This window comes from Paenibacillus sp. HJGM_3 (assembly GCF_045062745.1).
Lineage (GTDB): Bacteria > Bacillota > Bacilli > Paenibacillales > NBRC-103111 > Paenibacillus_AA.
Window position 1 is genome coordinate 70,010 of the sequence record NZ_JBJGED010000031.1, and the last position, 24,118, is coordinate 94,127.

Here is a 24,118-nt window from a genome sequence, read left to right on the forward strand (position 1 = left end):
TATCGTTTATCTCGCTAGGAGGAGCTACGCTTGCGGAGAGCACAAGACATCATGGGCTTGCCGGTCATCGAGATTGAGTCCGGGAAGCAGATCGGGTCGGCCAAAGACTTTTTGATCGACCGTGATTGGAACTTGCAAGGTGTGCTTTTGGAGACGAAGACGTGGTTCTCTGCTCCCCGGTTTGTCAAGTGGGACGACGTGATCTCGTTCGGTACGGATGCGATTACGATCACCGGCGGTCAAGCTGTCCATAGTCTGGAGGGCGAGCTGGAGCAGCTGTACGCGGAGCGTGGCGCTTCGAAGCTGCGGGGGAAGCCGGTCATGACCGTAGCGGGCAACAAGCTTGGCTTGATGGAGGATGTTTATTTTGGCGAACAATGGGGTAGAAAGATAGTAGGTTATGAGTTAACGGAAGGGTTTCTGACGGATTTGCAGGATGGGCGCAAGTGGTTGCCTGCCCCCGAGAACATCGTGTTCGGAGAGGACGCCATTATCGTACCGGCAGACTGTGAGGCCCAACTGCAAGATGTGCCCACATTCCAGTGAAATCAGGTGATCTTATGTTAAAATGTCCGAACTGCAATTCCAAAGACATCGGCAAAATCGGCTCGCATCAATTTTATTGCTGGGGCTGCTTCATTGAATTGACCGTGAACGGCGAGAAAATGTCGGTGTATCAAGTCGAAGAAGACGGTACGCTCAGCTCGCTCGACGATCTGTTCTTCGAAGAGGAAATGCCCGAAGTGCACGCAAACTAAATTACAACAACGGGACACCCGATACTCCTGTTATAGGAGCGGGTGTTTTTTTGTGGTAAAATTTATGGTACGGAATTACACGGCGGCGGGCAAAGGAGGCAGGACGCGATGAGGGGGAACCGGGGCGGCATAATGGGATGGAGCGGTACCGCTCGCGCAATGTTCGTTCTCTTCATCCTCCTATGGCCGAAGACTGTCTTCGCGAACGGGGGACCGCTGCACGATCCGGCCGATGCTTATGGGCGGCTCACCTTCGATGAGCAATCCGGCATTATGCTCGTCCGGGAGCGGGTGAGCTTCAGGATTGGGGATGGTGTCGGGGATGACGCTTCCGGCCCTAAGGGAGCTGCCGTCTCGGTCGAATACGAGCTCTGGAATCCGGGCGGCGTCGATCGGGAAGTGGACGTCTTGTTCCTGGTCCCGTCCAGGGAACAGGTGACAGTGACGACCGGGGGCGTCCGGCTCGACACCGGTACGCCGGGAGTGATTCCTGCCAACTGGAGCGCCCGGAAGTCGGCGTCGGTCGTCGATCCGCTTAGCGGCAAGGCGCTCCGCTTCACCGCGAGGGGCAGCCAGACGGAGGAAGCGGCCGGGACGCAATTCGCCCTGACTTTCGCGGCGGGGGAGAAGAAGTTAGTGACGATCCGGTATATGGACCGGGGCGGGTTTTACACGAGAGGGGTCGTCCGTCCGCTGTACGCCCATTTGTATTACTTGACGCCGGCGAAGTACTGGGAGGGAGCGCCTCAGGTGGAGCTGGAGCTGACGTTCGCCTCGCCCGGCGCTCGCGTTTATTCGAATATGACGCTGGAACGGCTCGACGCTTATACTTACCGGGGTACGCTGAAGGAGCTGCCGGATGAAGAATGGTCCTTCTCCTATATGTATCCTCATCGGCTGTTGTTTCCCACGAACATAGAGTTGGATCACAACCTGCTCGTGCTTGGTACCGCAGCTGCGGCTGCGGCACTCGCTGCTTTGGCTGCCTTGTGGACCAGGCGAAGCTACATTTTCCTGCTAGCGTCTCTGGGCATTATGGCTTTCACAGGCTATTACATCAGCCGAATGGGAGGCTATCCGTTTAATCCGATCTTCGTCGGCCTGACGGATGCGGCTGTAGGGGTCGCCTTGCTCGTGAGCTACTCCGTAATCCGGCGGCGGATTAAACGGACCCGGTGACGGAGGTTTGCGAACTAAGTCGGTCTGTACCGGGTCCGATAGCCGGGCTGGCGCTTCCTGGGCCAGGTCCGCCGCAGTAACATGGAGCCGGCCATGCTGCCCAAGGAGGCTGCGACCACGGAATGCAGCGGGAATTTTAACGCGTAGAACAGCAATGTTCCGCCGATTAGATCAAGCAGCACGAATTTTTTTACATCGCATGCCTGAATGACGACGAATACATACTTGCGCTTGCCGGTTGTAGACATAATCTCCGCCTTCCGGTAGTAGAGTGACTAACTCTTTATTGTATGGACGGGAATTTTTGTCCTATTCGCCGTTGTTCGCTATAATAGTAGGAAAATCTTCGAAAAGGATGATCCCGTGTTTACAATTACGGAGTATACGGTGGAGCAGGTCTTGGATCCTTTCGGCATTCTCACCGGCCAGCGCTATGAATTTATGCTCGAGCTGGAAGTGCCGGACGAGGACGAGCTGTACTCGGAGAATGGTGTGGCGCTGCGTGTTATTTACAGCGTCTCGGAGGCGGAGTCCAAGATCGTGAAGTACGAGTTTCTGGAGAAAAGCACGAACAAATACGTCGATTTCGAGCTGGAAGCGGACGAGCGGACCGTTGTGGAGACGTTTTGCCGGGAGCATTATGCGGAGCATGGGTAGTGGAGATGCGTAGTGTTCGCAGCACGGCAAGAGTGTACACATATTTCGTTGTTAGGCAAAGTACAAAATAAGTTCCGAAGCCCACGACCTGATGTGGGTTTTTTCATTTTAAGCGATTGGTCTGACACGCTGTGTCAGGGCGGCTGTTGTATGATGAGGGCGAGATCAGGAGAGGAGAGAAATTCCAATGAGTCGACTAAGAATAGCAGCTTCCGACGAGAAAAACTTGAAGGTGCTGGAGCTGGCCAAACAGCATTTCGAAGCGCAGCATCCCACAGTGAGTATTGAGATCGAGCAGCTGCCGAAAGAAATTGTGGAACAAAAGGTAAGGAGCGGCGAGGGCCCAGATTTAATCGAGTGGGTGGGAAGCAATCTCGAAGGGATGCTGGATCATAATCAGATTCTCGATCTCTCCCCATTCCTGCAGGATGGCGGGCTAGACTTGTCTGACTATTATCCATCCGTCCTGCAGGCGGCAACGGTTGACGGTCGGGTGGCTGCAATTCCGGTTATGGCCGAGGTGCCCGGCGTCTTTTACAACAAAGCGCTGTTCGATCAAGCGGGCATCGCGTACCCGAAACCCGGCTGGACGTGGGAGGAATTCGTCAAGAAGGCGCGAAAATTGAACATCTACGATACCGACGGCGAAGTCATCCGGCATGGCGCTTACTTGGTGCCGAGGCTGCTCCCTGTAGAGCCGCTCGCGTGGAGTGCCGGCGGGGCCTTCCTCTCGGAGGACGGGCGGCAAGCGACCGGCTATCTCGATGCACCGGCCACGGTCGAAACGATCCAAAGTTACCTGGAGGCGTTCCGTCCGCTGGAGCTCACCCCGTTCATGGACGTCGGCCGCGACAGCTGGATCGCCTGCTTCCTTCATCACCGGATGGCGATGTATTATGACGCCAACTGGACGATCAAGCCGATGCGTCCGGAGCACCGGGAGCAATTCGGCGTCGTCATGCCGCCGCGCATGGGGGACATCCCTTATCGCAACCTGTTCCAAGTATACGGCTACGCCATCTCCTCGCGTACGGCGGATCCAGAGCTCGCTTGGGCTTTCCTGCTGGAGCTCGTCTCGCCGAATACGGCTGCGGGCCAGGAATGGGCCCGGCATAATTTGGCCGTCAACCGCTCGGTCGCTTCCGCAAGCGGACAGCAGGACGATCCTCTGTACGAGCCGTTCCTGGCGTCCTTGGAAGATGCGCGGCTGGGCGCATTCGATGTGTCCGACATGAAGCTGTGGACGTACTGGAACAACGATATTTTCCAAGATTGGATCGCCCGGGGCCGCCGAATCAACGTGGAAGAGCGGTTGCGGCGTATCGCCCGAGAATATGACGAGCACGATTAGCCGAGAAGAAGTGTGGTGAACCGGAATGGGCAATATGCACCGAATTTTATGGTTTGACGAGCAAGTGCGCTACGGCAAATACCCCAACAGCGGGCATTTGTCCGAGCGCTTCGAAATCTCGGTTCGGCAAGCGTGCCGGGACATTGAGTATTTGACGAATACGCTTGGTGCCCCCTTGGTCTATAGCGCCAAAAGAAGGGGGTACCATTACGAGGACCGGACGTATGTGCTTCCGGCCCTCCTGCTCACGGCGGATGACGTCCGGACGATGCAGGAGCTCATCGTTCATTTGGAGCAGACGGCCGCGGTATTCGGCGTGAGCCGGTTCTCGGACGGAGCGATCGGCGTGCTGCGCCGCATCATCGCCCAATTGGCGCCAGATGATGAAGGGTGAACCGTCGACCGGCTACTCACTTCTTCAGCAGCAAGTACAGGAAGTACGGAGCGCCGATTAAGGCGACCATAATGCCGGCCGGGATGCCGTCGGGGTCCGTCAATTGGCGGCCGGCCGTATCGGCGACGAGCAGCAGCCATCCCCCCATCAGAACGGCGATGGGCAGGGAGAGCTGGTGGCGGGGGCCGACCAACACTTTGGCGATATGCGGGGCCAGGAGTCCGATGAACGCGATCCCGCCGGTCACGGAGACGGCGGAGGCGGCCAGCGCCACGGCGGTCAACAGCAGCTTCAGCCGCTCCTTCGTGATCGACAAGCCCAGCCCGATCGCCGCCGGCTCGTCCAGGGCCAGCAGGTTCAACGTTTGGGCCTTGAACAGCGCGTACGGAATCAGAATGACGAGCCACGGCAGAAACGCCCAGATGAACGGCCAATCCGCTCCCCAGATCGTCCCTGCCAGCCATTTCGCGATAAAGTCGACCTTCGTCCGCTCAGCGGACGAGATCAGGACGATCATCGCACCGGACAGCGCCATCGACAAGCCGACGCCCGCCAGCACCAACCGCACCGGCTGAAGCCCGGTGTGGCGGCTATAGGCAAAGGCATAGATAAGGCAGGCGGTGGCCAGCGCTCCGAGAAAGGCCGCAAGCGGCAGGAAGTAGATGAAGCTCCCCGCTTGGATCGGGGCGAACAGGAAGAAGATCGCAACGGCCACGCCCGCGCCGGAGTTGATGCCCAGGATGCCGGGATCGGCCAAATCGTTGCGCGTCATCCCTTGCAGGATCGCCCCGGACAAAGCGAGCGCCATCCCGGCCAATAAAGTAATCAGGATCCGAGGCAGCCGGATGGAGTAAAGGACGAACGTCTCCTTGAACGTCCCGTGGCCGAACAGAGTCGGCAGCAGTCTGTTATAGGAGAGGGACGAGTAGCCTAGGCCCATGCCGATTGCGACCGTCGCCACGATCAGCGCGAGAAGGAGACCGGCCAGGAGCCATTGTCTTCGAATCCATGCAGGTTGAATCATGAGAATGCCTTGCCCCCTTTATGCACGACGAACAGGAAGAACGGCAATCCGACCATCGAGACGATCGCCGCGACCGGTGTTTCGTAGGGGGCGTTGATCGTACGGCTTAGCGTATCGGCCAGCATCATGAACGCTCCCCCGGCGATCGCGGAGAATGGAATGACGGAGCGATAGTCCGTCCCGACGATACCTCTCGCGATGTGAGGGATGAGGAGGCCTACGAAGGTCAGATTCCCGACCAGGGCGACGGACGCTCCCGTCAGGATGATCGTGAGGCCGAACAGCACCGCCTTCAGCTGCGCGGTCCTCTGTCCCAATCCAACCGCTGCTTCTTCACTCAGACTGAGGATGGTGATCTGGCGGGAGAGCAGGAGCGCGAGTACAATCCCGACCAGGACGAAAGGGGTGATCAAGCGGATTTGCTCCCACGATGTGCCGACCAGTCCTCCTGCGGTCCACATGGACACATCCTTCGAGATTTTGTATGCGAGCCCGATCCCCTCCGAGATCGCATACAAGAAAGCGGAGACGGCAGCGCCTGCGAGCACGAGCCGGAGCGGGGAGAACCCGCCCTTGCGCATCGCGCCAAGGCCGAACACCAGCCCGGAACCGACTACGGCTCCGAGGAAACAAGCGATTATCATCGCGAAGTAAGAGGCTGAGGGCAGGAATGCAATCGTGGCGGCAAGCGCCGCGTTCGCTCCGGCCGTCAGGCCGAGAAGTCCCGGATCGGCGAGCGGATTGCGCGTCATGCCCTGCATGACCGCGCCGGATACGGCGAGGGCCGATCCGACGAGCACCGCCGCGACCTCCCGGGGCAGCCGGATCTCGCGGATGAGCGTCAGCGTCTCTCCGGTGTCGCGGGTAGCGAGCGCGCGCCACACATCCCGAAGCGTCGTGTCGGCCGCGCCGAACACCATGGCCGCCGCGAACGAGCCGAGGAGCAGGACCGCCGCGGCAGCCCACCGGTAACGACGCCGGCGGTCCTTTCGGGGGGTGCTTGCATTTGCAGTCGTCATGGCCTTATTTACCCAGGAAGCTCTTGAGGAAGAAGTCCAGCTGGAGATCTAAGGTGAGCGGATCGTTGAAATAAAACTCCTTCGCATTCGCTTCGAACACCCGATTGTTTTTGACAGCCGGAATGTTCTTGTACGTCTCGGTTTGCTGGAACGCAGTGTCGCCGTCCTTGTTCTTGCTGATGATGAGGTAATCGCCGGCGAATTGTGGCAGCACCTCGGCGGACAAGGCGTAATAACCGTCTTTGAGCGCCATCTCCTTTACTTTGGCCGGCATCTTCAGCTTCATTTCCTGATACAGGATCTCGGTTCCCCGGCCCCAGTTATCGCCGAACACGTACAGCTGCTTGTCGAAGTTCTCAATCACCGATACGGTGGCGTTCTCGCCGATTTTCGCTTGAATGTCCTTGCCCGCTTGCGCGGCCCGTTTTTTGAAATCGTCGATCCAAGCCTTGGCTTCCTTCTCTTTGCCGAGCAATTTACCGATCTCCAGGTGCTGGGTCAAGTAGTCCAGTTTGCCGTAAGTGAAAGTGACGGTAGGGGCGATCGACTTCAGCTTGTCCACATTCTTAATCGTCGAGAGGCCGATGATGAGATCGGGATTCAGCTCGATGATTTTCTCCAGATTCTCGTCCGACACCTCTTGCACGTTCTTGAGGCCGGTTTCGAAGCGGGGGTTCATTTTCGACCAAGAGTCGACTCCGACAAGAGGAACTCCCAGCGACATGACGTTCCCGGCGAATGTGGACAGAACGACGACGCGTTGAGGGTTGGCGGGTACTTGGACCGGACCGGTTTCCGCTTGATATGTAACCGTGCCGGACTTGGTTCCGTTCGCGGAAGGGGATGGAGGGGTAGAACTGCCGGCGCCATTCGAGGAGGAGGAGGAACTGCAGGCGCTTAAAGTGAAGAGGGCGGCTAAGGAAAGGTAAAACAGAAATTTTCTCATGAAAATAGGGCTCCTTTTGTTCAAGTTGTATTGATAATGATTATCAATATCATTAACATGTAATAAAATAATCGCTATTTCCCTCGTTGTCAAGCATAAATCTGAATCCTTGGAGGAGGAGTAAAGGTGGTGATGGCGTTCAATCCCCCGTATAATCGGGGTATGGACACTGAATGAAGCAGGTGAACACGATGCTGGAGCGCAAGATCAAGTACGACGGATCCGTCGTCGATTATGAATGTATCTTACTGGAGCGCGAGGACAACCGGGCGGTGTTGTTCTATCCGATCACCAAGTCCTTCTCCGTCGCCTATGGGGCAGAGGATCGTAAGCTGATCTTGCCGAACGGGAGCTACACGATTGCGTATTATTGGACGGACCGGCCGTATAACGTGTATGTATGGCGCGATGCCGGCGGGACGTACATCGGGGCTTACTTCAACATCGTGCGGAACACGGTGCTGACGGAGACGGAAGTCTCGTTCGAGGATTTGATCGTGGACGTGCTGCTGCTGCCTGCCGGCGAGCGCTATGTGCTGGACGAGGAGGAGCTGCCCGAGCCGCTTGAGGAATTCGAGGAAGGACTCGCTAACCGGGCGCTGCATTCGTTGTTGGGCGAGATCGATCTGCTGCTGCCCCAACTGCTGCTGGACTCGGAGAGCTTCCTTGGTCATGAGGCGATCCGGTCTCATCTCGACCCGATTGGGCGCTGACACATTAAAAATACCCAGCCACGGCGGCTGGGTATTTGCTTATAAAAAGTTTGTAGGCATTCGGTTCTTACCGCGTCTGTGTGAGGGAAAAGAGGGCAGGCAGAATTACCAAATCAAAGCATAAGATTTCAACAGCGGTCGGAACCCCTCTGCCTGCCCTCCCCACGCGCCTAACAGAAGACGTTATACTGTAGCCGTACGAGCCTTTTCTTGCGTCCGCTCCGGGGGGACCTCGGAACCGGCTTCCAATGCAGCTTGCTCCTTCGGATCGAAGCGGGATCTTCCCATGAAAAGAGCGGTGGTAAGGGCAAGAGCGGCCGGGATAATCGCCCAGGCGAACGTGTATGTGATCGATCCCGACAGATGGTTCGTGATGAGCTCCAGCACATTAGGCGGAATGTTCGCCCGGGCGGCCGGATCGAGCAGCGTGTGCGCGTCAGCCCCGGAGCCGAATGCCGGCGGGAGCTGTCCCTGGCTGCCGTCCGCTCCCTGGAATGCGCTCTTCAGCTTGTTCGCGAAGCTGTGGCTTTGCACGATGCCGAACACCGTAATACCGATCGTCATGCCGAGCGAACGGATGAAGTTGAGTGTCGCGCTGGCCGAGCCGCGTTGGCGTGCGCTTAACCCGTGAATGGCCGCATTGCCGAGTACCGAGAAGGAAGCGCCGATGCCGAGCCCGATCAGAATCATGAAGAGTGTAACGGTCAGCCGCGATGAAGACGGGCCGAGCGTAGTCACGAGCAGCGTGCCGACAACGAGAATGATGAAGTTCGGAATCATGATCGCGCGGTACGAGACTTTGGTCATCAAGAACCCGCCCGTAGTTGCCGTGACTACCGTGCCGAGCATCATGGGCAGCAGGACGAGTCCAGAGTTGGTGGCGGTGCCGCCGAGTACGCCTTGAATGAAAATCGGGATATAGATGGATGCGACGATGAAGGCCGCTCCGCTGAACAAAGCGCTTAAGATGCTCGTGGCGTACAGCTGCTGCTTGAACAGGCCGAACGAGATAATCGGCTCCTCGGCCTTCGTCTCGGCGATGAGGAACACAACCGCCAGTACGGTGAATCCGCCGAACAAGCTGAGAATGGCGGCTGAGTCCCAGGCATAGGTTTTGCCGCCAAGCTCCAGGGCGAACATCAGGCAGATGACGGCGCCGACCAGGGTGGTTGCCCCCAGCCAATCGATTCGCTGCTTCGAATGCATGGGCGATTCCTTGTAAAAGAAGGCGATCAAGCTGAATGCGACGATGCCGAGCGGCAGATTGATATAGAACACCCAGTTCCAGGCGAGATGATCCGTGATGTAGGCACCGAGCAGAGGTCCGAAAATGCTCGACATGCCGAAGACGGCGCCGAACAACCCGCCCAGCTTGCCCCGCATCTCGGTCGGCACGGCGTCTAACATAATCGTAAACGCGACCGGAATGAGCGCACCGCCGCCGATGCCCTGGACTGCCCGGAAGAGGGCCAGCTGGGTGATGGTGGTGGCCATGCCGCACAGGACGGAACCGAGCATGAAGACGATCATGCCGAAGATGAAAAATCGTTTGCGCCCATACATGTCGGACAGTTTGCCGAAAATCGGCATGCCGGCCATCTCCGCGACCATGTAGGCGGACGTGACCCAGACGAATTTATCCAGGCCGCCCAAGTCGCCGATAATATTCCCCATAGCGGTCGCCACGATCGTATTGTCCATGGCGCCCATCAAGATGCTGAGCAGCAGGCCGGTAATGACGATGCCGATTTTATTCGAAACGATAGTCATCGTATGGTTCCTCTCTCCCTGATAGACTAAATGCGCACTTCGGTGCCGATTTCGGATTTCGGATGGCGCTCCAGCGCTTCGCGATATTCCACCCGTCCGATCTTGCACCCCGGACCGAGTGTGACCCTGGCCCCCCGGACGATATCGGCGGTAACATGCTCCAGATGCACGACATCCCCCTCGATGAGCTCGGCCTTCAGCGTCCCGGGCTCTTTCATCGAGAACAAATTGCTGATCTTCGTCAGCGAGCTTCGTTTCACGATGATCGTTCCGCCCCCAATTTCTTGAGCCCGGCAACGCCCATGCAGATCGAGCGTCAGCGACTCCGCATTGATCAATTCGCCGACCTCGATCCAACCGAGAAGCTTAAGCGTCTCCGCCTCGCAGCTGTGCTCCGTCCGGATATGCCCGGACAGCTTGACTTGACCGCCTCGGATGGACTCTGCGCTCAATTCGCCGACGCCTTGGATGCGGTCGGCCCGGATGGCGCCGCTTACCCGGCATTGTCCCGTCATCTTCAATAATTGCACGCTGAGCTGCCCTTGCACGGCTACCTCGCCGGTGAGATGGAAGGAGTCCGCCGTGACGTCGCTCGACATGGCGCAATCGCCCGTAATCTTAATGTTGCGGAACTGGCCGCCGGCCGACGAGGTCGAGCCTACTAGCTTCATATCATGCAAAGCTGGAGTTGCCATTGATATTGATCTCCTCTCCGACTTTCGCTCCCGGCAGCACTTGCAGCTGTTCGCTGTATTCGACCCTGCCGATGGAGCAACCTTTGCCGATTATTATCCGTTTGCCTCGCACGATGGAGGCGGTGGTAGCTTCCAGCTCGATGTCGTCGCCTTCTACTACGCTCACATGCAGTTCGGGTACGAACGCGGGGATAAGCCGTTTCCATAAGTTTTTCCACTTCCCGCCGCTCGTCTTGCGGACGCGGATAATCTCCCCGCCGATCTCGCGCGCTTGACACCTCGCGAAAATGTCCAGGTCGAGCCGTCCGGCATTCAAGAGGCCGCCGATCGTGAAGACGCCGTGCAGCTTCAGATGCTCGAGCTCGCAATCGTCCGCGATCGTGAGGATGCCGTGCATCTCGAGCAGCTCTCCGGTAACCGACTCTTTCACCTTCACCGTTCCGTTCACCCGGCCATGCTCGGTACGCAGCGAGCCGTCGATCCGCATCGTGCCGTCACTCTGCAGCCGGTTCGCCACGATCGAGCCGCGGGCTTTGAGATGGCCGTTCGACCGAAAGGTATCGGCCTCGATATCGCCGTTCAGCGTGCCGACGCCGTTAATATCGACGCGGGAGTAGCGACCGCCCGCCGCGCCCCCGATCCCGTTGATGGTCAGCTCGCCCGAGATGATCATCTTGTTCATGTTCGTCATGCTCCTTTCCAGACTTATGCCGGCGTTAAGCCAGCTTTTCCTTTAATCGCTCCATGCGCTCTCCGAGCGGGTAGCGCACGATCAGCTTCGCCCCGCTCTCGAGGTAGATGTCGGACGCGGCGGTGATCAAGGCGAACCAGGACATGCCCATCTTGCGGATGAACAACAGATCGCATGGCTTGCCTTCGAACTTGCCCAAGTGGTCTCGCATCGTCTGTACGAGGATGGCGCCCTCATCCAAACTCATCTCGCCGGTTTGCAGCAACTGGTCTACGGTGTACAGCGTCAAAATGAGATCGAAGGAGAACACTGTTTCGTTCGGTTCGTTTGCTGTGTAACGATCCATCACAATTTTCGAAACAATGTTACGTTCCAAAAGCTCGCTTTTGCGCATCTCCAGGCCGAACAAGTCCGGGGACAGCTTATCGGCCAGCTGGTCGAGGGACAAATCCTCCTTCATGTTGATGATTTTGTCTATGCGCTCGAGGATGAGCTCCCGAGGGAAAAACGTTTCTTGTCCGGTAAAGGTAGATTTGCGAATGAACCATTCTTCCGGAATAAGCTGCTTCCGTTTCCAGCGGTACAATTGGCCGTATGAGATTCCGCATGTTTCGAGCAGCTCTTTTTTGGAGATTAATGTTGGATCCATGTTACGGCACCTCCGTAAACCGAATATAACATAACACTGTTACGTTGTAAATCAAAAATCGAACATTATTTATATATTTCTTTCCGGCCGCTTACGGTATAATGAGTGCCAAGAGGTGAGCCCTTATGGGAAAACGGTTCGAATCGCTTACACCCGAGCATATCGCGTTTATTGAGAAGCAGCATTTATTCTTCGTCGGCACCGCCGCGCAAGGCCGTCACATCAACATTTCTCCCAAAGGCTACGATACGTTCCGCATCTTGTCTCCCACGGAAGTAGCCTACATGGATTTGACCGGGAGCGGGAACGAGACGAGCGCGCATCTCGCCGAAGACGGCCGTATCACCATCATGTTCGTGGCATTCGAGGGTGCCCCTAACATTATGCGCCTGTATGGCTCAGGACGCGTGATCCTGCCTGGGGATCCGGACTGGGCGTCGTATGCGGAACGCTTCGACCCGCTTCCCGGCGCCCGCCAGATCATCGCGATTGACGTGAGCGAGGTCAAGACCTCGTGCGGCTACAGCATTCCGTTCTTCTCATATTCCGGCGAGCGAGAAGCGCTTCATCGGTGGGCGGTGCAAAAAGGTGAGGACGGCCTCGTCCAGTATCGGCAGGAGAAAAACACCTTCAGCATGGACGGCGTACTGACCCCGCTCGGGGAACGGCATAAACACATGAACGGCGAATAGCTGTATAGTTGCAGTTTGGCAGGCAGAAGTTCGGGCGGATCCCGCTCGAGCTTTTTTGTTTTGGGTCCATGGTTAACCATCTCATTTCTGAGAGAAAGGGATCGTGCTTATAAGAGGCAAAAAGTGTAATCGAGCGCCTATCGTGCGGTTCGATCTCTCTAGGTGGAAAGTTTAGTTTTATTTCAACTTTTCGTGAAAAACGTATTCCTGTTTCTCCCACCTTACGTTACAATAAGGAAATATCAGCCAAACGAACAATTGTTCGATTTTGGGGTGGGAGTGGTGCTATGAGTATTATGGAGCCGCAGGTTAGGCGCGGACCGGAGTCGCTCGAGGCTACAGAGCCAGAGCCGCTATTGAACGTTCGATTCGATATCGGGGCGGACGGGGCGCCGGTTGAAGGGCAGGTGACGGTGTACCGGGATCGGGTCGAAATCTTGGTCGAAGGGGATTCGGCCGTAAGGGTGCTGCAAATGGCCGTATTGAAGGAAGCGCGACTGGTATCCTCGATCGGCGGGGGCGCTCTGATCGTCGATTCGGAGGAGGGTCCGATCGTCGTCGCCCGCTATACATCGGCACTGAACGGCCGAATGGGCTTCGCCGCGAAGCTGATTCAAGCGGTTATCAAGCAGGAAGAGCTCCCGATGCCTTCCTCCAAGGATACGCTTAAGGTATGCCCCACATGCCAGAGCCGCATCCCGGACGGAACGAACCTGTGTCCGACGTGTATGGATAAGGGGAAGGTCGTGTCCCGGCTGCTCGCCTACGCGAAGCCGTACAAGGTGCACATGATATCGGCGGCGCTCATGCTGATGGTGGCGACTGTGATGGAGCTCATTCCCCCCTATTTGACCAAGGTTATCGTGGATGACGTGCTGCAGCCCAAAACGATCGGCCATACGCTGCTGTGGCTCGTGATCGGTCTGGCCGGCACGCGGCTCATGCTGAGTTTGATGCAGACGCTGCGAGGCTATATCGGGGTGTGGGTCGGCAGCAAAATTATGGGCGATATCCGCAAGGATACGTACCAGTCTCTGATGAACTTATCGCTCAGCTTTTTCGACCGCCGGCAGACGTCGCAATTTATCGGCCGGATCAACAGCGACTCGGAGGCGATGCGCCAGTTTTTGACCGACGGGGTCGTCTGGATCTCCGGGCAAGTGCTCATGCTCGTCTCAATCGTCACTATGATGCTGAGCTTGAGCTGGAAGATGACGCTGCTTGCGCTCTTGCCGACGCCGCTCATCGTCATCGCCTCGCTCACGATCTGGCCGACGATCCGCAACCTCTGGTACCGGCAATGGCGGGCGGTGAACCGGATCAATATGCTGGTCGGCGATGCGCTGCAAGGCATCCGGGTCGTGAAGGCATTCGGGCAAGAATACGCAGAGAAAGACAGGTATGGTACTGCTAATCAGTCGCTTGTGCACCAGACGATCCGGATGGAGGGGATTTGGCAGGGCGTCTTCCCCGTGTTCTCGCTCATCACGACTTCAGGTGCGCTGCTCGTCTGGTATTTCGGAGGATGGGACGTCATCGACGACCAGATGTCGCTAGGGACGCTCATGGCGTTCATCGCTTACCTGGGCATGTTCTTCGGGCCGCTGCAATGGTTTAGCCAGGCGATGAACTGGACGAGCCGGGCGCTGTCCGCCGCCGATCGGGTGTTCGAGATTATGGATACGCCTTCCGAAGTACCGACGGCCAAGGATGCGGTCTCGATCCCGCGGGTGCAAGGCCGGGTCGAGCTGTCCAAGGTTACATACGGGTACGAGAAGCATCACCCGGTGCTGAAGAACGTCAGCCTTACCGTCGAGCCGGGCGAAATGATCGGCTTGGTCGGCCATTCCGGCGCCGGCAAGTCGACGCTGATCAATATGATCTGCCGGTTCTACGATCCTGATCAAGGCTCGATCACGATGGACGGCATCGACCTGCGCCACATTGACCAGGAAGATTTGCGCCGTCAGATCGGAGTCGTGCTGCAGGAGACGTTCCTGTTCGACGGGACGGTCGCCGAGAACATCGCGTATTCGAAGCCTGACGCTTCGCCGCTCGACATTATGCGGGCTGCGAAGATCGCGAACGCCCACGATTTCATCGTGCGGATGCCGGACGGCTACGACACGAAGGTGGGAGAGCGCGGCCATCGGCTGTCCGGCGGAGAGAAGCAGCGGATCGCGATTGCCCGCGCCATCGTACATGACCCGCGCATCCTCATCCTCGACGAAGCGACCGCATCGGTCGACACTGAGACGGAGCGGCAAATCCAGGAGGCGATCGCCCGGCTCGTGAAAGGGCGGACGACATTCGCGATCGCCCACCGGCTGTCGACGCTGCGGGAAGCGGACCGGCTCGTCGTGCTCGACAAGGGAAGCATCGCCGAGACCGGGACGCATGAAGAGCTGCTGGAGCTGAAAGGCGTTTACTATAAGCTGGTAGAGGCGCAGAAGGAAATATCGAAGATCAGAGGGGTGCAGAGCTGATGGAATCGACGCAACCGGTATCACCGGCGGAAACGTCCTACGAGATTCGGCTGCTGGAGCCGGCGGACCTACGCTTCCGTAGAAGCGACGGCGGCGTTCTGACGCTGGAATACAAAGAAGAGCGGCATCCGGAAGTGCTGCTGTACCGGACGTACCCGCTGTCCCGGCATGAGCAGTACTTGTCGGTCCGAAGCGGCAAAGGCGAGGAGATCGGCGTGCTCGAGCGGCTGTCCGATCTCGATCCGGAGAGCCAGGCGGAGGCGAGGAAGGAGCTGAAGCTCCGTTACCTCGTCCCCTCGGTCACGAGTATAGTTCGCATCAAGCAATATCCGGGGATGTGGGTGTGGGATCTGCAGACGACGCTCGGCCCGATCAAGATGTCGATGCGCAACCTGCACGAGCACATTCAGGCGATCGGCAGCGACCGGCTGCTGCTGTCCGATATCGACGGCAACCGCTGCGAGATTTTCAGCATCGAGGCGCTGGACGCGAACAGCCGGAAGATTTTATCTCGAATTATATAATCGTTGAGCGATACAACCCCGTAGGTTCTGTCTGACGAACCTGGGGTTGTTTTCTATTACAGCGGGGCGCCGATGCCGTCGCGCCACTTCAAGTAATATTTCCACGCGATGCCTTGATCCAGCGCGTACTTGGCGTAGTCGATCCCTTCCTCGATCGACACCGTCCGCTCCGCGACCCAGAGCCTCAGGGCGCTGTTCAAGATGACGGCGTTGCGGAGCTGCCCGGCGGCGCGGCCTTGCAGGACGTCGAGCACGGTATGGGCTTGCAGCTCGGCGGTCCACGTCGACTCGGGCAGCGGCCCGTGAAGCCCGAACGTGTGCGGATCGATGACGTGCAGGTCCATGACGCCGTCGTGCATCATGTAAATTCGGGTGCGACGGTCTGTCGGCACGTCATCTGCGCCATCCGCGGCTACGGCCAGAAGCGCCCGCTGCACGCCGACCGATTGCAGCAGCTCGGCCGCCTTGTCGAAACCGCCGGCCGAGGCTACGCCATAGGCCATGCAGACGGAGTCGGCCGGGCGGAGCAGCCGTTCGGCCGTATCGAACACGGTCCGGATGCCGATTTCCTGCCGCAGCGCCCGAAGCGTGCTCAAGGGCGGGCACCATTGCTCCGCCTGCACGAACAGCAGTCCGCTCTCCTGCGCGCCTGCGATCCAGGCCTCGCGCGGAATCGAATCCACGTCAATTCCCCAGATGCCGAAGATGTCGGTCAGTGTACTGCGCGGTTTGCCCTGGACGCCCTGTAACGACGCTCCGCCGTGCAGCGTCACGGGCAACCGGCAGGCGTTCAGGACGAAGGCGGAGGGAAGGGCGGCCAGGAACGCGCGGCTCCTTCCATAAGACGTACCGGCGAAGTCGATGCTGCCTCCGATCGGGTGCTTGAACGCTCGGCGCCTCAGTGCGTCGATGAAAGCGGCCTGTTGAGGCGCCGACTCCGGTTTAATGGATTGGGCCGTCAGGAAGGCAGCGGTCTGGGCAGGGGTTGCGTGTCCGTCCAGAATGCTGTCGGCAGCGCGGCTCGCTTCCTCATAGGTCAAAGGTTTGTTGCCTCGTTTTCCTCTCCCGGCTTCTTGGATCAAGTCTAACATGCTCCTGTTCCTTCTCTCCCGTGGATGCCAGCGCTTAACTTGGTTATGTTAATAAATATAACATAAAATCATCAGATTTGTCGATTTTATGACAGAAATGACCTTACAAAGGTTTTGTGTGTTATATTAGTTGACGTACGATCAGTTTTTTCGTATACTTGGTTTAACGGAACTCATTCGACGGTCCGTTCGAGCAATCGTCATCAACACAATTTGTCATGATTTCTAACATTGAGGAACGGAAGGCCTACCGAAACGAGTCGATCCATCAGACAACCGTGTTTGTCCCGTTCCACTGGAACGACGACCGAGATCCGTCAACATGCTCATTCCGATGAGCGGCATGCCGGAGTGCAAGCTATGCGCCGTTCGAGTGGAGCGTGTGGATGACTTAGGTCCATCCATCTGCTCCCCCACCCATCCCGGTTAGCGCCGGGACTCCCTATCGTGAAGCTGTCCGACCATACCCCAGGACTACTTCAGCTCTTGCCCGGCCCTTAAGGCCGGGCCCTTTTTTTTGTCCGATTTTTGCGATGGGACCGCCAGCCCGTTGAATGAACGAGCCGGGGTTGTACATATACTGTAGGGGGAGGGAGGCGGTGCCATGGATAAATTTACGAAGAGCAGGTTGTTCGCCGGGCTTGTGTATGTGCTGCTCGGCTTGCTCATTCTGTTCATGCTGCAGCAGATCAAGCCCATGGTGGCGACGACCTATGGGTTTCTTAAGGCGGTGCTCGCGCCCTTTCTCATTGCGGTCATCATCTCGTACGTGCTGAATCCGATTGTGAACATGCTCAATCATCGCAAGGTGCCGCGTACAATGGCGGTGCTGCTCATCTATGCCGTGTTCGTCACCTGCGTTATCGTCATCCTGATGAATCTGATCCCCATGTTCATGGAGCAGCTAAAGGAAATGAATGAGCATATGCCGGAGCTGACTATGCGCGCACAAGGGCTGTACGACGGCTTGAACGACAATCGGCTTATCCCGGAGAGCGTGCGTACCGGGCTCGAGAAGGCGCTCGTTAAGCTGGAGGACAACTTCTCGGCCGCGATCACGAATATGGCGAACGGGATTGGGACGACGATCAATATGCTGCTCATCGCTTTTATCGTCCCTTTCCTGGCGTTCTATATGCTGAAGGATTTTCAACTGATCGAGAAAACGGTACTCACATTTGTTCCGAAAGGGCGGCGCATGAGCGTAATCAAGCTGGTGAAGGACATCGATACGGCGCTCGGCAACTATGTGCGGGGCCAGTTCATCGTCTGCGTTCTTGTTGGTATTCTGGCCTACATCGGGTATTGGGCGATCGGGATGCCCTATCCGCTGCTGCTCGCCAGCATCGTGGCGCTGTTCAACATTATTCCGTACATGGGCCCGTTCTTCGGGGCCGCTCCGGCGCTGATTATGGCAACGACGATCTCGATCAAAATGGTGCTGCTGGTAGCGGTCATCAATCTGCTCGTCCAAATTCTCGAAGGCAACGTCATCTCGCCGCAGGTCGTCGGACGGACGACGCATCTGCATCCGATGACGATCATCCTTGCGCTGCTCGTCGGAGGGGAGCTGTCCGGCATCGTGGGGATGATCCTGGCGGTCCCGATACTCGCGGTGTTGAAGGTGCTCGCCCAGCACCTAATGGCGTACTACATGCAGCGCAAGCGCACTTAGCGCTTCGCTGCGGCGGTGTATACGTCCGGCCGGCGGTCGTAGAACGGCGCGACGCCGCCCTCGGTGCGGTTCAGCCGCAGCTGCTCGAGGTCGGCCGGCGCCAATGCGACGGCGCTTCGGTTCACCGCGCCCAGCGCGAGAATGCCGTCCGGCGGGAACGGTCGGTCGCATGGTGCGAACACGCCGGCTTGGCAGTAGCCGGCATCGACTTGGGCGACGTCCGGCATGCTGCCGACGATGCCGCTCAGCGCGACATAGAGCTGATTCTCGACGGCGCGGGCTTGGCTGCAGTTCCGGACCCGGTAGTAGCCGGCCGCCGCGTCGGTGTAGGAAGGGCACAAGATGAGCTCGGCGCCCCGATCCGCCTGCAGCCGCGTCCCTTCCGGGAACTCGATGTCGTAACAGATTTGGATGCCGATCTTCCCGAGCGGTGTCTCGAAAACATCGAACCGGTCCCCTGGGTCGAGCGGCCAGGCGCGCTGCTCCTCAGGAGTGAGATGCACTTTCTTATGCCGTTCGATGCGCCCGTCGGGGAAGAACAGGAACGCTTCGTTGTAATAACGTCCCGCCGGTGCTCCCTCGCGGTGAATGTGCGTCCCGGCCAGGAGCAGCAGCCCGGTCTCCCGGCTCCAGGCGGAGAAATGCTCCATGTAGGCGTCCGTATAGCCGTGCAAAATTTCACAGGCTTCTGCGTTCGAGACTGTCGGATGCAGGGCGAGCAAATGCCCGGTGAGGTATTCCGGGAATACGACGAGCTTGACGTGCTGACGGACGGCGCGGTCGATATAGCGGCGAATGCGGCTCCAATAGGCGCGCTCGCTCTTCAGCGGCCCTATGGCATATTGCACGACAGCGACTGTGCTGCCTGTTGCGATTGATGGAATAACTGACATCTGGTTCATTGACCTCCTTCGTTATGTATCAAGGTGGGGGTTGGGCCACTCTACGAGGACCGCTTTGTGGTTCGATTCTTCATCGTCCAAGTAGCCGTCCAGCACTTGCAGCGGGCGCATGCCCTGCTTGAGCATGAAGCTCAGCACGAGGTCGCGCCGCGTCCCCGAGGCGACTTGCCTCACATATTCCTCGGCGTCCATCTGATCGGCGATGGCGCCATATCCCGGGATTCGGCATCCCGCCATGAACCGGACCAGGCCGGAACGAACGACCAACTGCTTGCGCGCTTCGTAAAGCGCTTGCGCAATGCCTCTTCCCCGGAAGCTCGGCCTTACGCACAAGTCAATGCCGTACAAGCTGTCGCCGTTCGGCTCGTGGCTCCCCCGGATGAATCCCCGATCGGACACTTCTTCCCATGTATGGGGCTTTCCTGTGTATGTAACGAGCAGCGATGTGGCCGAGCCTGCCGGTTCCCCGTCGCATAACGCGATCATCGCTCCTTCCGGATACGTTTCCACATGTGAGATAATTTGCTCCCGCGACCACCAGAGGTCTTCGGGAAAAGGCGGCGGGAACGCTTCCCGCTGGATCAGAAGCAAACTGTCATAATCGTCGGCGGTGTAGCACCGGACTGTAAACGTCATGGCTGGGTCCCTCCCTCGGTTCCAATAGGAGTATTATACCACGAAACTTAACGTCAACATTTCGCGTATATAACATTAGGCAGCGATGTCAACATCTGGACAGACGGAGGAGGGGCTATGGAGCCGATTTACTGGGCGTGTTTGAGCGGCGGAATTCTGTTCGCGATCGTCACCGTCGTGTTCGGCGATCTGATCAGCTCGGCTTTGCACGGGGCACTGGACTTTATGTCTGTGGACGCGTTGCGGTTTTTGCAGCCGATGGTGCTGGTCACGATGATCACCGTATTCGGCGGAGCCGGACTGCTGCTGGAGCATTACGCGGCGCTCGCGGCCGTGCTGGACATCGCGATTGCTGTGATTGGGGCCGTGCTGTTCGGTCTCTTGGTGTACGTCTTCTACGTCAGGCCGATGCTGAACAGCGAGAACTCCACAGGGTTCTCCATCCGGGATATGTCCGGTAAGATCGGAGAGGTGCTAGTGCCGATTCCGTCGCGTGGCTACGGCGAGGTGCTGGTCCGCATGGGAGCCGCCAATACGAATCAGATCGCCGCCAGCTTCGACGGCGAAGCGATCGCTTCCGGTTCACGCGTGGTTGTCGTGGAAGTCCGCGAGGATACGCTGTTTGTATCGAGGTTGGACTAGGCTCGGGATGGGGTACGGAGAAACATCAGATTAGACAAAGAGAGAGGAGCAATGTTTCGAATGCCTGAATATTTAGTCATTCCTTCTATCGTGGTTGGCGTTATTATCGTCTTGGGGCTCGCTTTCTGGGCCCGCTACAAGACAGTCAGCCCGGATGCGGCGATGATCGTGACCGGTTCCTTCCTGGGGAGCAAAAATGTGATGGTCGATGAATCGGGTCGGAAGATCAAAATCGTCCGGGGAGGCGGCGCCTTCATCTTGCCGATCTTCCAACGGGCGGAGTTCTTATCCCTGCTGTCGCATAAGCTCGACGTCTCGACGCCGGAGGTGTATACGGAACAAGGCGTTCCGGTTATGGCCGACGGAGTTGCGATTATCAAAATCGGCGGTTCGGTCGAGGACGTGGCCACTGCGGCCGAGCAGTACATGGGCAAGCCGGCCGAGGCGCTGAAGAGCGAGGCGCAGGAAGTGCTCGAGGGGCATCTGCGCGCCATTCTCGGCTCGATGACGGTGGAGGAAGTGTACCGGAACCGCGACAAGTTCGCCCAGGAGGTCCAGGGTGTTGCGGCCAAGGACTTGAAGAAGATGGGGCTGCAGATCGTCTCCTTCACGATCAAGGACGTGCGCGACAAGCAAGGCTACCTCGACGCGCTCGGGAAGCCGCGGATCGCCGCCGTGAAGCGGGACGCCGAGATCGCCCAGGCCGAAGCGATCCGGGACGCGCGGATTCAGAAAGCCCGCGCCGAGGAAGAGGGGCAGAAGGCGGAGCTGCTGCGCGACACGAACATCGCCGAGGCGAACCGAGAGAAGGAATTGAAGGTCGCTTCCTTCAAGAAGGACCAGGACATGGCCAAAGCGGAAGCGGATCAGGCCTACCATATTCAGGAAGCCCGTTCGAAGCAAAGCGTCGTCGAGGAGCAGATGAAGGTCGAGATCGTCCGCAAAGAGCGGGAGATCGACCTCGAGACGAAGGAAATTCTGCGCCGCGAGAAGCAGTATGACGCGGAAGTGAAGAAGAAGGCGGACGCCGACCGCTATGCGGTGGAGCAGGCCGCCGAGGCCGACAAGGCGCGCCGCCTGCGCGAGGCGGACGCGATGCAGTACAAGATCGAGGCGGAAGCGAAGGCGAACGCCGAGCAGAAGCGGCTCGAGGGTCTCGCGGTGGCGGACGCCGAGCGGGCGAAGGGGACGGCGGAAGCGGAGGTCATCCGCCTGGTCGGTCTCGCCGAAGCGGAGGCGAAGGAGAAGCTCGCGCAGGCGTTCGAGAAGTTCGGCCAGGCGGCGGTGCTCGACATCGTCGTGAAGATGCTGCCGGAGCTGGCGGGCAAGATCGCCGAGCCGATCGGGGCGATCGACAAGCTGACTGTCGTGGACACCGGCCACGGCGAAGGCGCGGCGCGCGTCAGCAACTACGTGACGCAGCTGATGGCGACGGCGCCGGAGATGCTGAAGAGCGTCTCGGGGCTCGATGTGGAGAAGCTGATCCAAGGGCTTACCGGCAAAATAAGCGGCGGTACGGGCGCTGCAGCGGCGCCGATCCAGGCTGTCCCTGCCGTGCCGGCCACGCCGGCGGCGCCTGTGAAGCCTGTGGAATAACAGGATTTAAGAGAAGCTGGACGCGAAAGTGCGTCCGGCTTTTTTACTGCGCGTTTCAGAGCGCCAAATATATTCGAACATTGCCTAAAAATTTTAGAAAGAAGTCTTTCGTTCCCTTGTTAAACTGAATGAAAAGGAGGGATCGCATTGACGCATCCTTATGAAATCGCAGCTTATTATTTTCCGAACTATCATCTCGATGCCCGAAATGAACGTTGGCACGGCAAAGGGTGGACGGAATGGGAGTTGACGAAGGCCGCGACCCCGCGTTTTGAAGGCCATCGGCAGCCGAAAGTGCCGCTGTGGGGGTATGAGGACGAAGCCGACCCGGAAGTGATGGCCCGTAAAATCGATGCCGCTGCGGACCATGGGATTACGGCATTTATTTTCGACTGGTATTGGTATACGGACGGCCCTTATTTGCAGCGTGCGCTGGAAGATGGGTTCTTGAGGGCGAAGAACAATAGTCGGCTCAAGTTTTCTTTAATGTGGGCCAACCACGATTGGATGGACATCCATCCCGCCCAGCGCAGCCGGCCTAATAACGTTTTGGCGAAAGGACAAGTCACGCCCGCAGTCTTCTTGGAGGCCACGGAGCATATGATTCGCACTTATTTTTGCCACCCTTCCTATTGGCGGGTAGACGGTGGCTTGTATTTTTCCGTCTATGAACTGATGAGCCTTGTGAAAAGCTTCGGCAGCGTAGAGGCGACGCGGACAGCGCTGGATCAGTTCAGACAACGGGTGCGCGCCGCCGGACTTGGCGAGCTTCATTTGAACGCCGTTGTATGGGGCCAAGCCATTTTGCCGGGGGAAGAGAAGATTACGGATGTGAACGAGCTTCTCGATCAATTGGGCTTTGACAGCATCACCTCCTACGTATGGGTTCATCATCAAGGAATGCCTAAATTCCCGGTTACCGACTATACGGAATACAGGGAAGCGAACGTAGCGGACTTCGAGACGTTTTCGGCCCGATATAAGCTGCCTTACTATCCGAATGTAACGATGGGATGGGACCCTAGTCCACGGACCATTCAATCGGACGCTTACGATTTGCTCGGTTACCCTTTTACCTCTATTCTTCAAGGCAATACGCCGGACCAGCTGGAGAAGTCGCTTCAAGCCGTCAAAGCTTTTCTGGACCAGAGTCCGAACCGGCCTAAACGATTCACCGTCAATGCTTGGAACGAATGGACCGAGGGCAGTTATTTGGAGCCGGACACGGAGTATGGGATGGGGTATTTGGAAGCTTTCCGCCATGTATTTGCCAATCCGGCAGCAAGAGCGGAGTGAGGGTTGCCGCGTCCTACGCTAAGTGCGCAGCGACGCCGCCCTGCTCGCGGCTCCAACAGCAGCTGCGCGAGCTGGGCTTCGAGCTCGTCTGCCCAATGGCCGGACTTAGCTCTACCCGGCTGTTTGAACTTCTCCGTCTGCCCTCCCGAATCGGCAAACCGAACGCCACGACCAAGGACCTCTGGAGTGTATTTTGCTCCAGAGGTTTTTTGGATTATAACACCAGAATTCATAAGTTTTGAGCGTAAGCTCAAGAATTCTGGTGTTGCAAGAAAAGCTACCGCTAAAGCACGAATGTACATCCTCGAAAGGCTTCGATCAGAAGCTTTCTTATAACAACCCAAAATTTTGTTGATAATGAAAAGGGGGATGCGTATAATCTCTAATAGTTTAGAAACTAAATGATTGGACCATTGAATTATTTGGCGGGTAAAGGAGATGAGCGCTTTTTGTTGGAGCCGCATGAATATACTGAATTTGAAATCTTATATCGGCAATTAACCCGGAAGCTGTCCCTGGAATGGAACAAAGAGAGCGCTCAGCCGATCACGGGCTCGCATGCGTACATTCTCGAGAAATTGGCTCAGGAAGGGCCCCAAAAAGTATCGAGCCTGGCCGAGGCGATCGGCATTACGGCGGGGGCGGTGACCGGATTGTCCGACAAGCTGGCCGGTTACGGGTACGCGACCCGGGGACGCACCGAGGAAGACCGGCGCGTGGTGATGCTGGAGA

26 protein-coding genes are annotated in these 24,118 nt (G+C 57.8%); 15 read left to right on the forward strand and 11 right to left on the reverse strand.

Annotation, left to right across the window (positions count from 1 at the left end; translation table 11 throughout):
- The first annotated feature begins 30 nt into the window (after positions 1–30).
- The 3 genes from ACI5FR_RS27455 (at position 31) to ACI5FR_RS27465 (ending at position 1,937) form a co-directional block, all read left to right on the forward strand.
- Positions 31–546 (forward strand): PRC-barrel domain-containing protein, encoded by a 516-nt coding sequence (locus ACI5FR_RS27455; protein WP_405460452.1) that lies wholly within the window; start codon positions 31–33, stop codon positions 544–546.
- A 14-nt stretch (positions 547–560) separates the two neighbouring features.
- Positions 561–758, forward strand: a complete 198-nt coding sequence (locus tag ACI5FR_RS27460; RefSeq protein WP_405460454.1) for a hypothetical protein — start codon at positions 561–563, stop codon at positions 756–758.
- A 108-nt stretch (positions 759–866) separates the two neighbouring features.
- Positions 867–1,937 carry a hypothetical protein gene (locus ACI5FR_RS27465; protein ID WP_405460457.1) on the forward strand — a complete coding sequence of 357 codons (1,071 nt, stop codon included), beginning with the start codon at positions 867–869 and terminating at the stop codon, positions 1,935–1,937.
- A gap of 14 nt (positions 1,938–1,951) precedes the next feature.
- Here the strand turns inward: ACI5FR_RS27465 and ACI5FR_RS27470 are convergent, their stop codons facing one another.
- A complete protein-coding gene (locus tag ACI5FR_RS27470; protein ID WP_405460458.1) occupies positions 1,952–2,185 on the reverse strand; it encodes a hypothetical protein in 234 nt (77 codons plus the stop codon).
- A 115-nt stretch (positions 2,186–2,300) separates the two neighbouring features.
- On the opposite strand from ACI5FR_RS27470, the gene ACI5FR_RS27475 reads away from it, so the two are divergent.
- The 3 genes from ACI5FR_RS27475 (at position 2,301) to ACI5FR_RS27485 (ending at position 4,339) form a co-directional block, all read left to right on the forward strand.
- On the forward strand, positions 2,301–2,594 hold the full coding sequence (locus ACI5FR_RS27475) for a DUF6509 family protein (protein WP_405460460.1): 294 nt from the start codon (positions 2,301–2,303) through the stop codon (positions 2,592–2,594).
- A gap of 187 nt (positions 2,595–2,781) precedes the next feature.
- Positions 2,782–3,945 (forward strand): ABC transporter substrate-binding protein, encoded by a 1,164-nt coding sequence (locus ACI5FR_RS27480; protein ID WP_405460462.1) that lies wholly within the window; start codon positions 2,782–2,784, stop codon positions 3,943–3,945.
- A 34-nt stretch (positions 3,946–3,979) separates the two neighbouring features.
- On the forward strand, positions 3,980–4,339 hold the full coding sequence (locus tag ACI5FR_RS27485; RefSeq protein ID WP_405460464.1) for a hypothetical protein: 360 nt from the start codon (positions 3,980–3,982) through the stop codon (positions 4,337–4,339).
- 16 nt (positions 4,340–4,355) lie between these two features.
- Here ACI5FR_RS27485 and ACI5FR_RS27490 read toward each other — a convergent pair whose 3' ends face one another.
- Genes ACI5FR_RS27490 through ACI5FR_RS27500 form a run of 3 tightly spaced genes read right to left on the reverse strand, consistent with a single transcriptional unit; the run spans position 4,356 to position 7,328 of the window.
- Positions 4,356–5,363, reverse strand: a complete 1,008-nt coding sequence (locus ACI5FR_RS27490) for a FecCD family ABC transporter permease (RefSeq protein WP_405460467.1) — start codon at positions 5,361–5,363, stop codon at positions 4,356–4,358.
- A complete protein-coding gene (locus ACI5FR_RS27495) occupies positions 5,360–6,382 on the reverse strand; it encodes a FecCD family ABC transporter permease (protein ID WP_405460468.1) in 1,023 nt (340 codons plus the stop codon). Before ACI5FR_RS27495 ends, ACI5FR_RS27490 begins: the two co-directional genes overlap by 4 nt.
- A gap of 4 nt (positions 6,383–6,386) precedes the next feature.
- Positions 6,387–7,328, reverse strand: a complete 942-nt coding sequence (locus ACI5FR_RS27500) for an iron-hydroxamate ABC transporter substrate-binding protein (protein ID WP_405460471.1) — start codon at positions 7,326–7,328, stop codon at positions 6,387–6,389.
- Positions 7,329–7,501: 173 nt separating this feature from the next.
- On the opposite strand from ACI5FR_RS27500, the gene ACI5FR_RS27505 reads away from it, so the two are divergent.
- Entirely contained in the window at positions 7,502–8,041 is a 540-nt protein-coding gene (locus ACI5FR_RS27505; RefSeq protein ID WP_405460473.1) for a DUF402 domain-containing protein, read from the forward strand.
- Positions 8,042–8,224: 183 nt separating this feature from the next.
- Here ACI5FR_RS27505 and ACI5FR_RS27510 read toward each other — a convergent pair whose 3' ends face one another.
- Genes ACI5FR_RS27510 through ACI5FR_RS27525 form a run of 4 tightly spaced genes read right to left on the reverse strand, consistent with a single transcriptional unit; the run spans position 8,225 to position 11,846 of the window.
- Positions 8,225–9,811, reverse strand: a complete 1,587-nt coding sequence (locus ACI5FR_RS27510; protein WP_405460475.1) for an MDR family MFS transporter — start codon at positions 9,809–9,811, stop codon at positions 8,225–8,227.
- A 26-nt stretch (positions 9,812–9,837) separates the two neighbouring features.
- Positions 9,838–10,506, reverse strand: a complete 669-nt coding sequence (locus ACI5FR_RS27515) for a hypothetical protein (protein WP_405460477.1) — start codon at positions 10,504–10,506, stop codon at positions 9,838–9,840.
- Positions 10,484–11,188, reverse strand: coding sequence for a hypothetical protein (locus tag ACI5FR_RS27520; RefSeq protein WP_405460478.1), 705 nt, complete (start codon positions 11,186–11,188; stop codon positions 10,484–10,486). The genes ACI5FR_RS27515 and ACI5FR_RS27520 overlap by 23 nt, the downstream gene beginning before the upstream one ends.
- A gap of 34 nt (positions 11,189–11,222) precedes the next feature.
- Positions 11,223–11,846: a YhbD family protein gene (locus tag ACI5FR_RS27525; RefSeq protein ID WP_405460479.1), complete on the reverse strand. Its 624-nt coding sequence runs from the start codon at positions 11,844–11,846 to the stop codon at positions 11,223–11,225.
- Positions 11,847–11,971: 125 nt separating this feature from the next.
- On the opposite strand from ACI5FR_RS27525, the gene ACI5FR_RS27530 reads away from it, so the two are divergent.
- The 3 genes from ACI5FR_RS27530 (at position 11,972) to ACI5FR_RS27540 (ending at position 15,548) form a co-directional block, all read left to right on the forward strand.
- Positions 11,972–12,538, forward strand: coding sequence for a pyridoxamine 5'-phosphate oxidase family protein (locus tag ACI5FR_RS27530; protein WP_405460481.1), 567 nt, complete (start codon positions 11,972–11,974; stop codon positions 12,536–12,538).
- Between the two features lie 287 nt (positions 12,539–12,825).
- A complete protein-coding gene (locus ACI5FR_RS27535) occupies positions 12,826–15,024 on the forward strand; it encodes an ABC transporter ATP-binding protein (RefSeq protein ID WP_405460483.1) in 2,199 nt (732 codons plus the stop codon).
- Positions 15,024–15,548 carry a DUF1854 domain-containing protein gene (locus ACI5FR_RS27540; protein ID WP_405460485.1) on the forward strand — a complete coding sequence of 175 codons (525 nt, stop codon included), beginning with the start codon at positions 15,024–15,026 and terminating at the stop codon, positions 15,546–15,548. The genes ACI5FR_RS27535 and ACI5FR_RS27540 overlap by 1 nt, the downstream gene beginning before the upstream one ends.
- A gap of 56 nt (positions 15,549–15,604) precedes the next feature.
- Here ACI5FR_RS27540 and ACI5FR_RS27545 read toward each other — a convergent pair whose 3' ends face one another.
- Complete coding sequence (locus ACI5FR_RS27545; protein ID WP_405460487.1) at positions 15,605–16,639, reverse strand: anthranilate phosphoribosyltransferase; 1,035 nt, start codon at positions 16,637–16,639, stop codon at positions 15,605–15,607.
- Positions 16,640–17,243: 604 nt separating this feature from the next.
- Here ACI5FR_RS27545 and ACI5FR_RS27550 point away from each other — a divergent pair.
- On the forward strand, positions 17,244–18,314 hold the full coding sequence (locus ACI5FR_RS27550) for an AI-2E family transporter (protein WP_405460488.1): 1,071 nt from the start codon (positions 17,244–17,246) through the stop codon (positions 18,312–18,314).
- Here ACI5FR_RS27550 and ACI5FR_RS27555 read toward each other — a convergent pair.
- Together ACI5FR_RS27555 and ACI5FR_RS27560 are read right to left on the reverse strand one after the other, a co-directional pair.
- Positions 18,311–19,207 carry a carbon-nitrogen hydrolase family protein gene (locus ACI5FR_RS27555; protein ID WP_405460490.1) on the reverse strand — a complete coding sequence of 299 codons (897 nt, stop codon included), beginning with the start codon at positions 19,205–19,207 and terminating at the stop codon, positions 18,311–18,313. The two genes, ACI5FR_RS27550 and ACI5FR_RS27555, sit on opposite strands and share 4 nt — an antisense overlap.
- A gap of 21 nt (positions 19,208–19,228) precedes the next feature.
- Positions 19,229–19,852, reverse strand: coding sequence for a GNAT family N-acetyltransferase (locus ACI5FR_RS27560; protein ID WP_405460493.1), 624 nt, complete (start codon positions 19,850–19,852; stop codon positions 19,229–19,231).
- Between the two features lie 117 nt (positions 19,853–19,969).
- On the opposite strand from ACI5FR_RS27560, the gene ACI5FR_RS27565 reads away from it, so the two are divergent.
- The 4 genes from ACI5FR_RS27565 to ACI5FR_RS27580 form a co-directional block, all read left to right on the forward strand.
- A complete protein-coding gene (locus tag ACI5FR_RS27565) occupies positions 19,970–20,494 on the forward strand; it encodes an NfeD family membrane protein (RefSeq protein ID WP_405460496.1) in 525 nt (174 codons plus the stop codon).
- A 60-nt stretch (positions 20,495–20,554) separates the two neighbouring features.
- A complete protein-coding gene (locus ACI5FR_RS27570) occupies positions 20,555–22,090 on the forward strand; it encodes a flotillin lipid rafts scaffold protein FloT (protein WP_405460499.1) in 1,536 nt (511 codons plus the stop codon).
- A 147-nt stretch (positions 22,091–22,237) separates the two neighbouring features.
- Complete coding sequence (locus ACI5FR_RS27575; protein ID WP_405460500.1) at positions 22,238–23,386, forward strand: glycosyltransferase WbsX family protein; 1,149 nt, start codon at positions 22,238–22,240, stop codon at positions 23,384–23,386.
- A 449-nt stretch (positions 23,387–23,835) separates the two neighbouring features.
- Positions 23,836–24,118 (forward strand): MarR family transcriptional regulator (locus tag ACI5FR_RS27580; protein WP_405460502.1); only part of this gene is annotated, 283 nt, incomplete at its 3' end.